General features: G+C 31.1%; 11 protein-coding genes and 2 pseudogenes. All 13 read right to left on the reverse strand.

Translation table 11 applies throughout. The features are described from left to right. Positions 1 to 137: 137 nt before the first annotated feature. Entirely contained in the window at positions 138 to 1,697 is a 1,560-nt protein-coding gene (rny, locus tag CD113_RS05425; RefSeq protein WP_002464242.1) for a ribonuclease Y, read from the reverse strand. Positions 1,698 to 2,160: 463 nt separating this feature from the next. Beyond that, positions 2,161 to 3,210 (reverse strand): recombinase RecA, encoded by a 1,050-nt coding sequence (gene recA, locus CD113_RS05430; protein WP_002464243.1) that lies wholly within the window; start codon positions 3,208 to 3,210, stop codon positions 2,161 to 2,163. A 173-nt stretch (positions 3,211 to 3,383) separates the two neighbouring features. Further along, positions 3,384 to 4,526 carry a CinA family nicotinamide mononucleotide deamidase-related protein gene (locus CD113_RS05435; protein WP_002464244.1) on the reverse strand — a complete coding sequence of 381 codons (1,143 nt, stop codon included), beginning with the start codon at positions 4,524 to 4,526 and terminating at the stop codon, positions 3,384 to 3,386. A gap of 679 nt (positions 4,527 to 5,205) precedes the next feature. Continuing rightward, positions 5,206 to 5,781 (reverse strand): CDP-diacylglycerol--glycerol-3-phosphate 3-phosphatidyltransferase, encoded by a 576-nt coding sequence (gene pgsA / locus CD113_RS05440; RefSeq protein WP_002464245.1) that lies wholly within the window; start codon positions 5,779 to 5,781, stop codon positions 5,206 to 5,208. A 33-nt stretch (positions 5,782 to 5,814) separates the two neighbouring features. Further along, complete coding sequence (locus tag CD113_RS05445) at positions 5,815 to 6,207, reverse strand: helix-turn-helix domain-containing protein (RefSeq protein ID WP_002464246.1); 393 nt, start codon at positions 6,205 to 6,207, stop codon at positions 5,815 to 5,817. Positions 6,208 to 6,229: 22 nt separating this feature from the next. Next, positions 6,230 to 7,057, reverse strand: a complete 828-nt coding sequence (locus CD113_RS05450) for a YmfK family protein (RefSeq protein ID WP_002464247.1) — start codon at positions 7,055 to 7,057, stop codon at positions 6,230 to 6,232. Positions 7,058 to 7,149: 92 nt separating this feature from the next. Further along, entirely contained in the window at positions 7,150 to 7,854 is a 705-nt protein-coding gene (ymfI, locus tag CD113_RS05455) for an elongation factor P 5-aminopentanone reductase (RefSeq protein WP_002464248.1), read from the reverse strand. After that, positions 7,854 to 9,140, reverse strand: a complete 1,287-nt coding sequence (yfmH, locus tag CD113_RS05460) for an EF-P 5-aminopentanol modification-associated protein YfmH (protein WP_002464249.1) — start codon at positions 9,138 to 9,140, stop codon at positions 7,854 to 7,856. The genes ymfI and yfmH overlap by 1 nt, the downstream gene beginning before the upstream one ends. Next, positions 9,137 to 10,408, reverse strand: a complete 1,272-nt coding sequence (gene yfmF / locus CD113_RS05465) for an EF-P 5-aminopentanol modification-associated protein YfmF (protein WP_002464250.1) — start codon at positions 10,406 to 10,408, stop codon at positions 9,137 to 9,139. Before yfmF ends, yfmH begins: the two co-directional genes overlap by 4 nt. 28 nt (positions 10,409 to 10,436) lie before the next feature. Then, positions 10,437 to 11,150, reverse strand: coding sequence for a GntR family transcriptional regulator (locus tag CD113_RS05470; protein ID WP_002464251.1), 714 nt, complete (start codon positions 11,148 to 11,150; stop codon positions 10,437 to 10,439). Between the two features lie 2 nt (positions 11,151 to 11,152). Then, positions 11,153 to 12,622: pseudogene (locus CD113_RS13030) on the reverse strand (DNA translocase FtsK); the annotation flags it as partial. A gap of 83 nt (positions 12,623 to 12,705) precedes the next feature. Next, positions 12,706 to 13,537: pseudogene (locus tag CD113_RS13035) on the reverse strand (cell division protein FtsK); the annotation flags it as partial. 218 nt (positions 13,538 to 13,755) lie between these two features. Beyond that, positions 13,756 to 15,429, reverse strand: a complete 1,674-nt coding sequence (gene rnjB, locus CD113_RS05480) for a ribonuclease J2 (protein ID WP_002464253.1) — start codon at positions 15,427 to 15,429, stop codon at positions 13,756 to 13,758. Between the last annotated feature and the right edge of the window lie 674 nt (positions 15,430 to 16,103).

Consider the following 16,103-nt stretch of genomic DNA (forward strand, 5'->3'; position numbering starts at 1 on the left):
TATAGAGATAATTGCGCTTTTTTCATATTCAAAATACAAAAATCGGACTAATAGAAAATAATTAAAAATTCTCTATCAGTCCGATTTATTATAGAACCTAAAGAAAACTCCCCCACAAAATGTGAGGGAGACAAAAATTATTTTGCATATTCTACTGCTCTAGTCTCTCGAACAACTGTCACTTTGATATGACCAGGATATTGTAATTCTTCTTCAATCTGGTTTTTAATATCTCTTGCTAATCGATATGATTTTAAATCATCAATTTCTTCAGGGGAGACAATCACACGGATTTCCCTTCCTGCTTGTATTGCAAATGCTTTTTCAACACCGTCATAACTTTCTGATAACGTTTCTAATCGTTCTAATCGACGAATATAGTTTTCCAATGTTTCTTTTCTAGCACCTGGTCGTGCAGCTGACAATGCATCTGCAGCAGCCACTAAAATAGAAATAATTGACGTTGGTTCTACATCTCCATGATGTGAATGAATCGCATTGATTACTGTTTCATTTTCACCATATTTTTTAGCTAATTCTACACCTATTTCAACATGACTACCTTCTACTTCATGATCAATTGCTTTACCTACATCATGTAATAGTCCTGCACGTTTAGCTAGAGTTTCATCTTCACCTAATTCTGCAGCTAACATACTTGCTAGATGTGCTACTTCAATAGAATGTTTAAGAACATTTTGACCATAACTTGTACGATAATTTAAACGTCCTAAAATTTTAACTAAATCTGGATGCATATTATATGCATTAACTTCAAACGTCGCTTGTTCACCAGCTTCACGAATAATATCATCTACTTCTTTTCTTGCTTTTTCGACCATATCTTCAATTCTTCCTGGGTGAATACGACCATCAGATACTAAGTTAACAAGTGCTGTTCTTGCAATTTCTCTTCTTATTGGATCAAAACCAGATAAAATTACAGCTTCTGGTGTATCATCAATAATTAAATCAATTCCAGTTAAAGTTTCAAGTGTGCGAATATTTCGTCCTTCTCTACCAATAATACGACCTTTCATCTCATCATTTGGTAAATTAACAACTGATACAGTAGATTCACTTGTATGATCTGCTGCTAATCTTTGCACTGTAGTAGCTAATAATTCTTTGGCTGTTTTATTAACTGTTTCTTTAGCTTCTTTTTCTTTTTCTTTAACAAGTATTGCAATATCTTGTGACAGTTCTTCTTCCACTCTTTGAAGTTGTTCATTAACAGCTTCTTCTTGAGTGAGACCGGAGATGCGTTCTAATTCTTGTTCATGCTTCATTATTAACGTTTGAACACTACTCTCTTTTGCATCTACTTGTTGTTGTTTTTCTTCAATTTTTGATTCTTTTTGCTCTAAAATCTCATCCTTTTTATCAAGTAAATCAGATTTTCGCTCTAAGTTCTCTTCCTTTTGAAGAAGGCGGGATTCTTGTCGTTGAAGTTCACCACGTCTTTCACGTAGTTCAGCTTCAGTTTGTTCTCTTAAAATTTGATTCTCTTCTTTTGCCTCAAGTAATTTTTCTTTCTTGATATTGTCAGCCTCTTTATTGGCATGATTTACAATATCTTCGGCAGTTTGTCTTGCATGTAATTGCTTTTGATGCAATATATTTCGGGCTACAACATACCCTACAACAACGCCTAGAATAATCCCCAGCAAAATGAGTAGGAGGCTTAATAAATTCACATAAACACCTCCTTTTTCTAGGGTTTCGTCTGTATATGAAATTCAATATGACTTTATGAAATTATATATAAATCATACACATTAATTGTACGGTTTTAAACGGATAAGTGTCAAGTTATCTATTTGCACTTTTAGAAGATATTACAACTAATGTCTGTTGAAAATCCTAATTATTAGACTATTAAAAATATAATTTTATTATCAATAAATTCATCGTTAAATCTATTGTCTTAATTATCAAATTGAATGTATAAATACCATTAAAAGTATATCTAATTTATTTTATTAACATCTATTAGAAAAGGTAGAGGACTATCAAAACTACCAGTCAACTATATTAGAAAATCTGTAAGCATCTCTATTGTAATTATAAAACGCTAACACATTTAAAATTTGCCATAAAAAAACTTCAAAGTACAACAATCGTTATACTTCGAAGCTATAAATATTTAAAGATTTGTTTTTATTCTTCATCTTCAAAAAGTGACTTAGGAGCTTCCTCTTCAGAACCTTCAACGTCACCATCAAAAATTCCAAGTTTTTCACGTAATTTACGATCAATTTCTTCCTTAATTTGAGGATTCTCTTTTAAGTACATTTTAACGTTTTCTTTACCTTGGCCCATTCTTTCACCATTATATGAATACCAAGCACCTGATTTATCAACAATTTCGTTTTCAACACCTAAATCAATGAGTTCGCCTTCTTTAGAGATACCTTGTCCATACATAATATCTACTTCTGCAACTCTAAATGGGGGTGCAACTTTATTCTTAACAACCTTAATTTTAGTTCTATTACCAACAATTTCTTGTCCTTGTTTCAATTGTTCAGCACGACGTACTTCTAGTCTAACAGAACTATAGAATTTCAATGCTCTACCACCTGGAGTTGTCTCAGGGTTACCGAACATAACACCAACTTTTTCACGAATTTGGTTAATAAAAATAGCTGTTGTATTAGATTTAGAAATAGCACCCGACAACTTACGTAAGGCTTGTGACATCAAACGTGCTTGTAAACCGACATGTGTATCTCCCATTTCACCTTCAATTTCAGCTTTAGGTGTTAGAGCTGCAACTGAGTCAACTACTACAACATCAACAGCACCACTTCGTACAAATGCTTCTGCAATTTCTAAACCTTGTTCGCCATGGTCAGGTTGTGACAAATATAAATTATCAATATCTACGCCTAATGCTTGAGCATAGACTGGGTCTAACGCATGTTCAGCATCTATAAATGCTGCTACACCTCCATTACTTTGTACTTCAGCAATGGCATGAAGTGCTACAGTCGTTTTACCAGAACTTTCAGGACCATATATTTCAATAATACGTCCTTTAGGGTATCCACCGACGCCTAATGCATTATCCAAAGTCACTGAACCACTTGATGTACTGGAAACACGACGGGCTTTATTGTCCCCAAGTTTCATTACTGCACCTTTACCAAAAGACTTTTCCATATTTTTTATTACTGTATCTAGAGCTTTTTGACGATCATTATCCAAAGCGAGACCTCCTAAGTGAGCTTGTTTCTTTTTATTATCTTACCAATACTATACAAGGATTTTAATTGAATTACAAGTGTTTTGCGAATATTTGTTCGTATATTTTAGTTGTTTCTTACAACAGAATCGAACAAATGTACTTATATAATTACCAATTATTAAAATTTAACGCCTCAGTCAAATACATTTAATAATCTTATTAAAGCATAATTTTGACTTCTGCTATGCATTAAATTTCTTGATTGTGCCATTTTAAATGACTCAATAGTTAACTTTTCATTTTCCAATAGTGCCAAATAAACAGTGTTATCTTGATTCAAAATAGAAACTGCTAAAGGAACTTGATATAGAGAAGCTGTATAATTCGTTGCTTCTAATAATTGTTCCTCGATACTATTGTTTTTATTAATGATGTATTCTGAATCGATAATAGAGCCTTTAGCCATTTTATATTCATCCACATTTTTTAATCTATTGAATAATGCTCCATTTGTTACACCATCATATATTGCAAATGGGGTTTTAATATGTTGCATAACTGCTTGTTCTAATAATATATCATCTGAGCCATAATAGAATTCACCAATTCTATCCAAAATTTCTTTTTTAATTGGTGTTATTAAATTTTCAGCCTCAGTCTTAGATTCTGCACTTGCAGTTAATCTAAGATAAACTTCATGACTGCCAGCTAATGGTGCGATTGTTGGATTAGTTTGTTGATCTATCATATCCATAAGCACAGTTTCTACTTTGGACTCTCCTATTCCAGCAAACCTAAGTAATTCTGAGTGTATGATTCTTTTATTGTCCATAAAATGTGGTAATAACTCATGTTTAGCCATAGGTTGCATTTCTTTTGGTGGACCTGGTAACATGACAATTTTTTTATTATCAGTTTCAATTAACATACCTGGTGCCATTCCATGACGATTAGGTAATACTATTGAATCTTTTATAACTAAAGCTTGTTGTTTATTATTTGGTGTCATTTCTTGACCCTGTTCTCGAAAATAACCTTCAATATATTCAAGTGAAGGTTCATCGGTTATCAACTCTCTATTGAGAACTTTGGCAACCGTATGTTTAGTTAAATCATCTTTTGTCGGTCCCAAGCCACCTGTTAAAATCAACGCATCAAATCGTTCTAAACCGCTTCGAATTACGTGTTCTAAGCGATCTGGATTATCACCAATAACTGTATGTTCAACAACATCTTTACCAATTTCATTAAATAACTTGGATAGAAATTGTCCATTAGTATTTGCAATTTGACCTAGTAATAATTCTGAACCGACTGCTATTATTGAGATTTTCATTTGTCTCCCCCTTTTGCATAACAAATCTATTATAAACAAATCTTCTAAAAATTTCTAAAAATGAGTTTCAAAATAACTGCAATTTAAATTGTATTATCAATTATTACCTGAAGACTTGCCACAAAAACTGAATCTAAAATGTATTCTATAGTTATTATTGTAGGATTGGCAATAATAGTTTGGATTGTAGTTCATTGATTTATTAATGTTTATCATCTTAGTAAGACTTATCAGATGCGACCCGTTATCATAAATATACATGAGAATATATTAACGTACGAAACCGACATCGACGATATAACTATTTGAAAATTTATTTCTATCGTACTCTACACTATAATCATTTGACTGATAGTAATTTTTAAATCACTTTTTTCTAATTTGAAAATCTGATTTTTTTATAATATTGTTAGACATAGGCGCATTATCTCCTTAGGTTATTTGTTTAGTCACTTTTAATTATAGAGATAATTGCGTTTTTTTCATATTCAAAATTCAAAAAATCGGACTAATAGAAAATAACTTAAAATTTTCTATCAGTCCGATTTATTATAGAACCTTTTTTCAAAAAATTCGGTTGGTAAGATAACCTTCAAATTATCTTATCAACCGAATTTATTATAGAGCCATAAATATTAAATTTATAAAGCTTTAATACTAACTAAACTTCCCAAAATAATTAGTGTTTAAATACATCTCTGCCTTTATAGAAATATTCAATACCTGACAAGATTGTAAATAATACACCGATATATAATAATATTTGACCTATAGAGAATCCAAGCCATATTGCCATTGGGTCACCTAATAGCAACCAAATGATTGCTACCATTGTTACAGCTGTTTTAATTTTACCAAGTTGTCCAGCAGCACTAACGAATCCTTGTTCAATTTGTAATAAACGTAATCCTGTAACTGCAAATTCTCTAGCAATTATAATAATGGCTACAACAGAATTAGTTAAACCAAGTTGTACCATAACAATAAGCGCACTAGCTACTAATAATTTGTCTGCTAGTGGATCTAAAAATTTACCCATATTAGTTACTAAATTCCACTTACGTGCTAAATATCCATCTGCAAAATCACTGAGAGACGCAATGATAAAAATTAAACCACTAATTAATTGTTCTATTCTTATATCATAGCCACCTATAAATGATACGTTGCCAAATCCGAAATCTACTAATGCAAATAAGATAAAAATGGGTATTAATACAACTCTGAATACCGTTATCTGATTTGGAATATTCATCTTAAATCCTCATTTCATATTTTGTTATTGTTGTTAAAATATTAAAACTAACAGAATCCATAATACAATAGTAATCAAAATGACTAATCCCATGATTACTAATAGTTGTAATGGTTCTTTAGATTTACTTTTATAAGTTATTTCATTACCATTACTAAAATCTGTTATGACTTTGTCAAGTTGTTGTTGATTAGATGGAATTTCATCTTGATGAGCTTGAATAAGTTGGTTAGGTTCAATATTAACAACACTTGCGTATTTCCGAATAAATCCTTCACTATAATTAGGATTAGGTATTAAATTAAACTCGTTATTTTCAATATGTACTAATAAATATCTTTTAAGACCAGTCAATTGTTCTAATTCAGTCAAAGTCATACCTAATCTTTCTCGTCTACCTTTTAATACTTCACCAATTGTCTTCAATAAAGAACCTCCTAACTAACATTTACTCAAAGAATCCGAATCCTCCAACAAATGGATCTCCAAAATCTAAATTATTTTTACTTTGAATTATTTGTTGTTTCATATCTTCATATGTTATTTCTTGATTTTCATTTTCCCTTAATTCAATAATATAGTCAAAATCTTCCATAGTATAAGAACTTGTCTCTACAAATAAATCAGGGTGCTCTACAACTTTAATAGACGGTAAGGTCATTACTTCTGTCACGAGTTCTTGATGTTTAGGGTTTGTCTCACGAGCAGTTACTGCACCATCAATAATATAAACATGATTAGAATCGTACTCACCTTTAATTAGAGAGCTTCGAACAGTTTGTTTAATGAGTGTTGAACTAATAAATAACCATCTCTTATGCGCACAAACACTACCTGCTACAATTGATTCTGTCTTGCCAACTCTAGGCATACCTCTAATTCCTATTAATTTATGCCCTTTTTCTTTAAACAATTCTGCTAAAAAATCAACTAATAATCCTAAATCTTCACGTTCAAACTTAAAAGTCTTCTTATCTTTAGCATCCTGTTCTATATATCGACCATGTCTTACAGCTAAACGATCACGAAGTTCAGGCTTTTTTAATTTAGTTATCTCAATTTCATTAATTTCACGTGCAATTTGTTCGAAACGTTCTACTTTAGTTAAACTATCTGTTTTAATTAACAAACCGCGTTTGCCTTGATCAACGCCGTTTATTGTAACGATACTGATACCAAGCATACCAAGTAAACTAGAAACATCACCTAATAATCCGGGACGATTCATTTCTATTTCATATTCCAGGTACCATTCTTTTTTTTGTGCCATAGTCATGGTAAACCCACACCCCTTGTTAGTTTAGCAATACTAAAAATTCAATTTTAATAGTCATATTATAACATTAAAAAATTTCTAATGTTATTGATTTATAGATACCAACCACCGTTAACTTTTTGAATCGTTCCAGTAATACTTTTAGCTTGGTAGTGATATAAATATGCACAAGTATGTGCAATTTCAGAAGGTAATACCATACGTTGCTGTGGTAAGTCAGTTATTATACTTGTCAACTCTGTTTCATCCCAATGTTGAGCCATGTTTCCTGCAACAAAACCAGGTGTAATGGCATTAACCGTAACAGTTGTTAATGCTAATTCTTGACTCAATGCTTTAACGAAACCAAGCTGTGCACTCTTCATTGCTGAATATATCGTTTCCATACTCGCCCCAGTTTCACCCCATATAGATGAAATAACAATAATTCTACCATTTTGACTTTGACGTAATTGATCGACAAAGTAGCGACACATCCTAATTAATTGTAGAACATTTAATTGATAACTATTATTTATTTGATCATCCGTCATATCTTGGAGCATACCGTATAGTGCCTGTCCACTCGTATAAATGAGACAATCTAATTCCTCTATGACATTAAAAGTAGCATCCAAATCAAGGGGCTGTGATAAGTCTGCTTGAATAAAATGAATCCTTTCACCACGATATTGAGCTTCTAATTGCACAATATCTGCATGACAATAGTGTAAATACACCTCATAACCATCTTGTAACAAGCGCTTTACTATTGCTGAACCAATTGATCCAGAACCACCAATGACTAAAGCCTTCATTACGCTTTGATCTCCAAACGACTGTCTACTTGCTGTTCTAGATTTAAATATAGTGATGTTGTTTCGTTTATACTATCTAAAGTAATATTTTCAACTATATCTAACATATCAAAAACACTTACACCTTCAAAATACAATTTAGTATATTGATTAGCAATATATTCTGGAGAATTCAAACTAGAAATAAACTCACCAATGAATTGTTTTTTTAGTAATTCAAATGCTTGTTGATCTTGTAAATTACCTTTATATGTCATTATTTCATTTAACAATAGTTGTTTTAGTTCATCTGGCTGTTGCGTTGCACTTGTAATGATAGAAAAACTATATGTCGGTTCTAAGACAAATTGATAACCAAATGTATCATCAATTAATCCTTTATTTAATAATTGTTGATAAAAATCTGTTTCTTCCCCAAAAATAAGTTCATAGAATAATGACATTTCCAAATCTCTTTGTACATATTTGTGAGGCTCTTCTGACAATGGTTTATTTTTAAAACCAAGCATTAGTCTTGGTGATTGGATATTCATTTCTTCAGTTACAAATGTTTGGTTAACTTCTTCAGGCTCATCAATTATAGCTCTTGCTATTTTCGGTTGATCCGTTTTATTACGTTTATTTTCATGTTCTTCTACTATTTGACAAATATCATTAGGATTAACATCTCCAACAACAAATAACACCATATTAGAGGGATGATAAAACGTTTCATAACATAAATATAAGTCATCTTTCGTAATATCATATATACTTTCTACACTACCAGCAATATCAACGCGTATAGGATGCTTTGAGTACATCGCACGTAAAGTATTAAACATCAATTTATATCCAGGTTGCTCCTGATACATTTTAATTTCTTCTGCAATGATACCTTTTTCTTTATCAACTGTTTCTTTAGTGAAGTATGGCGTTTCTACCATCGTTAACAAACGTTCAATATTACTTTTAATATTATCAGTAGCACTAAACAAATAACTTGTACGGTCAAAACTAGTAAACGCGTTTGCTTGAGCATTGTTTTCAGCGAATGCTGTAAATAAGTCTTCTTCTTCTTTTTCGAATAGTTTATGTTCTAAAAAATGAGCAACACCATCTGGTACAGTAACATACTGGTTTTGTCCTAATGGTTTAAATTCATTATCTAAAGAACCAAACTGTGTAGTATATGTGACAAACGTCTTTTGAAATCCTGCTTTAGGTATAATAAATAATCGTAAACCATTATCTAATTTCTTCTCATATACCCTTTCATCTATTTGTTCATAATAATGTTGCTTCATTCATCGTCACCTCTTTTGGTTAATACATAAACTGTATCTAAATATGCCTCTTTTGCAACGGCCATAATATCTTGATAATTTACATTACTGATTTCTTTTATAAAATCATCCTTTGTTTGCGGATGATCCAACAAAATTTGGTTATGCATAATTTCGATAATACTTTTTGGTCTATCTTCAGATTCAAATCTATGGGATATAATTATTTTTTTTGCCAGCTCTAACTTTTCTTCAGAGAATTCTCCATTCGCAAGTTTATTAAATTCCGATATAATAGTTTGTTTTGCTATTTCATATTTATCACTTGAAACACCACTTAAGACAAATAAATAGCCATTTTTACCATCAATTTGCGAATGAATAGAATATGCCAAACTTTGTTTTTCTCTCACTTCATTAAATAATACAGATGATGGATCTCCACCGAACATCATATTAAAAACAACAAACGCTGCATAATTTTTATCGCCATATTTAGTATTAAATCGATATCCTAAATTTAATTTAGCTTGATCGACTTCATCGTAAGCAACAATATAATTAGGCTCTGTAACACTTATATTTTTTGAATTATTTCTCTGTTGCAATGTGGTAGCAAATGGTCTTATTGGAAACATATTTTTTATTTTAGTTACTACTTCTGAATCATCAACATTCCCAACTACATACACTGCACAGTTGTCATTATTAATCATTGATTGATATGTTTGATATAAACTTTGCGCAGTAATATGTGGTATTTGTTCTATTTGCCCAGTTGATAAATATTTGTATGCTTCATCTTCAAACATATGATCTAACATTTTTAAAAATGAATATTGTGCTTTGTTATCCACCATTGCTTCTATTTTCTTTTGTAGTAACGTTTTCTCTTGTTCAACAATATTAGTATCAAACGCATTATCCTTAATTAAAGGATTCCAAATGATTTCATATAATAAGTTTAATCCTTGTTCAAGCAGAGATTCATGATTTTTTAAATAACGCTCATTGACAATTTCTAATGATAACGTAATAACATGCTGATCTTTAAATTTCGTAACTGTGCTATTTACATAAGCACCGTATAACTCTGCCAAATGATTATTAAACAATTTATCTGTCGGCCATAATTTTGTAGCTCGTACTAAAATTTTACTTAATAATGAACGTGCTGTTATTGTGTCGTAGTCTAAAGGTGCCATAAATTTAAAAACAATTGTTGTTGTCTTAAATTTTGTTGTTGGTGCAATATTTATATGTATATTGGATGATGAACTTTTTTCCAAGTTATTAACTCCTTTATTATGTGTATAACTATATTTTTCGAGATAACTTAAATTGTACTAAGCTATTTTTCATATAATTTAATGAATATAATACCGGTTCATTACATTCATTATAATGTGTTATTTTTAATAAAATTAATCCTTCATGCAATGATGCATTTAAAACTTCTGAAATACGCGGTTCATAGTTAACCGCTTCAATTTCTGTATCAGCATAACAAATATTATGTCCACTTTGTGTTTTAATTGCACTTAAAATTGAACCGTTACTCATTTGATAACCCGTGCAAGTCAAATTTTTTTTGGCAATTTTATCCATGCAATAAACAACAGGATTACCATTAGCTGTTCTTAATCGTTCGATAAGAGTGATAGCATCACCATCTTTAACATTTAATAATGATGCATCTAATGACGTTGCAGGTTGTTCATCAAAATTTAAATATTCGGTACCACTTTCATACCCAGCATTTTTAATCATTTGTCCGATGCTTACTAATTCATTTAATGGATAAAAGAAAGGGGGTAGTGTTTTCACACTTGTACCCTCTTCAAAATTATCTTTAATGACTTGTTCAGTAATTAATGACTTAATTGCTTCATTGACATCATCAGTTTTAACATTTAATTGTCGAGCAATAGTTAAATCACTTGGTAAAGTTTCACCATTATGTAATTTATTTTGCTCTATCAAATTTAAAATGTATTGTTTTACTTTATAAATAGCGTTTACTTCTGACATTGTTACACCTCGTCATTATTTAGATCAATTAATACCTGTCTTGGCTTACTACCTTTTTGTGGACCAATCACTTGATTACGTTCTAAATCGTCCATCAATCTTGACGCTCTATTATAACCAATTCTGAATTGACGTTGTAGTAGTGACGTACTTGCTTTTTGTTGTTCAATAACAAATAAATATGCGTCATCATATAAGGCATCTTCACTTTTCATCTCAGATTTATCAACTGGTGCATCAGGTTCCATTTCTTTAACATAATTCGCTTGCTGTTGTTGGACAACGTAATTTACAACATCTTGAACTTCTTGATCACTTAAAAATGCACCTTGAATCCTAGTTTGAGTAGAATCACCATTACCAACATAAAGCATATCACCTTTACCTAACAATTTCTCTGCACCACCAGTGCCTATGATTGTTCGTGAGTCTGTTTGCGAACTAACAGCAAAAGCAATTCGTGATGGTATATTATTTTTAATAATTCCTGTTATAACATCAACAGATGGTCTTTGTGTTGCAACGATTAAATGTATACCCGCTGCACGTGCCATTTGTGTAATACGCTGTATGGCATTTTCCACTTCTTTACCAGCAACCATCATTAAGTCAGCTAATTCATCGACGATTACAACGATATATGGTAGTTCTGCTTGTTTTTCATCTAATTCTTGATTTTGTTTACGTATAAAAGCATTATACCCTTTAATATTTCTAGTTGAAGAATGTTGGAATAAATCATAACGTCTTTCCATCTCTGCAACGATCTTTTCTAAAGCTTGTGCGGCTTTATGTGGATTTGTCACAACTGGAATTAATAGATGCGGAATGCCATTATAAACATTTAATTCAACCATTTTCGGATCAATTAACATTAATTTAACTTCGTGCGGTTTAGCGTTTAATAAAATACTTGTAATGATGCCATTAATACATACAGATTTACCACTACCTGTCGAACCAGCTACTAATAAATGTGGCATTTCATCAAGTTGAACAGTAATCGGATCACCTGAGATATCTCTTCCTAACCCAACTTCTAATTTATTATTAGACGGAAATTTCTCATCTAAAACTTCTTTAAGAGAAACTAATGAGATTTTCTCATTTGGAACTTCAATACCAACTGCAGATCTACCAGGAATTGGCGCTTCAATTCTAACGTCTTTAGCAGCTAGTGCCAGTGCAATATCATTATGTAAATTGACAATTTTACTAACTTTAACACCTTGTGCTGGTTGAATTTCATATTGTGTAACTGCAGGTCCAATTTTAATCTGCGTCACTTTGGCATTAACGCCAAAATCTTTCATTGTATTTTCTAAAATTTGACCTTTACGTTGTACTTCACTTTTAGAAGTTGCTTGTTGTTTAGCTGGTTGATTTAATAATGTTAATGGTGGTATAACATATTCAACATTCGTAACTTCTCCCGCTTCTACAATAGATCCTTCAACTTCTGAGTTGCCATCGTTTTCTAATGACTGCTGTGTATTATTTTTATCAGAAAGTCTTCCTTCAGCTGTATCACTTGATTTATTATTATCTTGATTATATAAACGTTTCTTGCGAGAGGATTGTTGAGGTTGTTCTTCACTGTCATCATGACCAAAAATAGGTATTGGTCTATCATTAGATACTTCAGAGACTTCAGGTAAGTCGCTTACGTCTTTAACAGTTACTTCATTTACTCTTTGCTCCTCAGCTTTTTGTGATTTAAGTTGTGATTTCTCCTCTTTTTTCTTTGCACGTTGTTCAGAACGCGCTTGCATTTTGATTTTCATAGTACTAAGCCATGATTTAATATTTTCTAAAACAATTTTAGATACATCTCTATGGCGATGATTAGTTAATAAAATCATACTAGAAATAAGTAATAAAAGTGTAATTAATACAACTCCAACAATTGAAATTAATGGTTCACTAAGAATGAATAAATAATACCCTAAAACACCTCCACCAAAATTAGGGAACATGGTTTGTTCATATGATTTGTATACGTATGTTAGTACAGGTTCACGTTCAGATTTAATCCCACTGTTGAAATAATATATAAGTTGACATAAAAATAGTAGCGCAAATTGTAACACAATTGAACCTATAGTTCTTCTAGATTTAGGAATACGCTTAGAATATGTTAGATAACCTGTTGATAATAACACTAAGATATACGTTAAATATCTACTAAATCCAAATAAATAATTAAAGAAGCTATCAATGACACGTCCAATAATTCCTAATTGGAAAATCCCTAAAATAACTAAGATAACTACTAAGATGGCTATGACATATCTTATAGGATTATCATTTTGTTTTTTTCTAGAATTTGTGCGTCTTTTTGTTGTTCCTTTTTTCTTTGATGTGGTTTTTCTTTTGGTTTGTGGCAATTGAGACACCTCCTTCTTGTTAAAATTATATGGTGATAAATCATTTTATTATGAGACGTCGAAAGAGGTAAGAACAACCTCACTTGTAACTAATTCATCAATTGAAATAACACAAAACATTATTTCAACTATATTAGTATAAAATATAAAGTCATAGTAAATACTAAATTTATATTTTGTGAATTGTTCTAACCTCTTTTAATGTTTGTTAATTAAGATTATATTTCTGATATAACTGGAATAATCATAGGACGACGTTTAGTACTTTCAAATAATAGCCTACTAATTTGGTCTCTCATATTTTGTTTAATTTCAGACCATTCAATACGCTTTTCTTGTAAGCCAGCTTCTACAATTTCACGCACTTTATCTTCTGCCTCTTGTAGCAAATCTTCACTTTCTCTAACGTAAACAAAGCCTCTTGATTGAATTTCTGGACCAGCTGCAATTTTTCTATTTTTAGGATCTAATGTCACAACAGCTATAAATATACCGTCTTCAGCTAATAAATGTCTATCTCGTAATACGATATTACCTACATCACCGACGCCTATACCATCTATCAAGATATTTCCTGATGTAACTTTTTCATTTAAGATCATATTTTTACCATCATAATTAATAACGTCACCTTTTTCTACAAGGAAGATCTTTTCTGGAGATACACCAGCCTCTGCTGCTAACTTCGCATGAGCAATTTGCATTTTAAATTCACCTTGTACCGGTATAAAGAACTCAGGTTTCATTATATTTAACATCATTTTTAATTCTTCCATACATCCATGACTAGATGCATGGATTTTTTTATTATTTGGAATAATATGTGCACCGGCACGTACCAATTCATTTAAAGTATCTGCAATAATCACTTCCATATTAGCTGAAGCTGTAATTGCTAAAAATACTGAATCTCCTTTTTCTATATTCATAATTTTATGTTTGTGTTGAGCCATTTGACTTAAAGCTTCGACTGGCTCACCTTGCATTCCTGTAGCAATGATAATAACTTCATTCTTAGGATAGTTATCAACTTCCGTAATTGGAATTAGTAAATCTTTGGGAATATCAAAATATCCCATTTTTCTAGCAATATTAAATGAACTTTCTAAAGAACGACCTAAGAAAGATACTTTTCTATTTAATCTACTAGCTATATTTAATACTTGTTGGATACGAATAAAATTAGAAGCATAGCATGATACGATTAAACGTCCATGTACTTTAGCGAATGCGTCATACATATGATGTTCAATAACATTTTCAGGTGTATTGTACCCTGGTTTCTCCGCTTCAGTTGAGTCACTGATTAACACAAAAACGCCCTCTTCTCCAATTTCAGACATACGTTTAAAATCTGGAGCATAATGACCATGTAAACTTTGATCAAATTTAAATTCTCCTGTGTATACGATTGAACCATAAGAAGTATGGATACAAACACCTAAACTATCTGGAATACTATGTGTAGTGTTAAAGAAACTTACATTGACATTCTTGAATCTCATAATAGAATCATGGTTCACAGTATAATAGCGTACTTTTTTATCAATGTTACGGGCTTTCATACTTTCTTTTACTAACGCTATTGTTAATTTTGAACCATATACTGGTGCATCTAATTGTTCAAGAACGTAACTCACCGCGCCAATAGCATGTTCGTGTCCATGAGTTAAGAATATACCTTTTAATTTATCTTTATTTTCAATTACATAAGAAATATCAGGAATAACAATATCTATCCCTAACATTTCATCTTCTGGAAACATTAATCCAGCATCTAACATAAACATTTCATCGTCTACTTCAACGATGTACATATTTTTAGCTATTTCGCCAACACCACCGAGTGGAATAATGCGAATATCTTTATTATTTTTCTTTATTAAACTCAAAATTTTACCTCCTAAATTTGTTGCCCGTCCATATATAAACTCACCATTTATTATAAGTGAAAACACGCATGATGTACACTATTATTCACTTTGATATCATTCCGCTTATCATAAATAACGATGAAAATTATTTTTGATACCATTTCTATTCATATCATCAACATTAGAGAATTATTGTGGTTGAAATTTTTCTTTATGTAATAGAAATGTTAGTTCAAGTTGACTTACAATTGCATTTGTATATTGTTATACATCTTTATCGTCACTATTAAGTGTCATTGTCCTATTTCAAACCGTTATTAAAAAATACTTATTTTTATACTAACATTCTTACTTCTGAATTTTTATCATCATAGAAATAATATTGAAGTCAATTGTCAAAAAAATTGATTCCGCAGATGCTGGTCTGGAGCATTAATGTAAGATTGACATGTGTTTTTACATATGAGTCCTATCAGACCAGCAAGACATAAAATGATGATCTATTAATATTTTATAATTAAGGATCCACATAGTGACTGATTATCTTATTATATGAATTATAAAAGCTGTTTATCCAGATCACATATTCATTCCTCAATTTTAAAGACTAAAATAAACATTTGAATCTAAACGTTTATATTCCTCGTAAAAAAACTGCTGAACAATCATTAAGATTATTCAACAGTTTCATA

This window comes from Staphylococcus simiae (genome assembly GCF_002902085.1).
Taxonomy (GTDB): domain Bacteria; phylum Bacillota; class Bacilli; order Staphylococcales; family Staphylococcaceae; genus Staphylococcus; species Staphylococcus simiae.

Bases quoted from the DNA above. Each gene is read 5' to 3' on its own strand.
- yfmH (WP_002464249.1), bottom strand. From the start codon at position 9,140: ATGAAGCAACATTATTATGAACAAATAGATGAAAGGGTATATGAGAAG.
- CD113_RS05450 (WP_002464247.1), bottom strand. From the start codon at position 7,057: ATGACTATGGCACAAAAAAAAGAATGGTACCTGGAATATGAAATAGAA.
- pgsA (WP_002464245.1), bottom strand. From the start codon at position 5,781: ATGAATATTCCAAATCAGATAACGGTATTCAGAGTTGTATTAATACCC.
- ymfI (WP_002464248.1), bottom strand. From the start codon at position 7,854: ATGAAGGCTTTAGTCATTGGTGGTTCTGGATCAATTGGTTCAGCAATA.
- CD113_RS05470 (WP_002464251.1), bottom strand. From the start codon at position 11,150: ATGTCAGAAGTAAACGCTATTTATAAAGTAAAACAATACATTTTAAAT.
- CD113_RS05435 (WP_002464244.1), bottom strand. From the start codon at position 4,526: ATGAAAATCTCAATAATAGCAGTCGGTTCAGAATTATTACTAGGTCAA.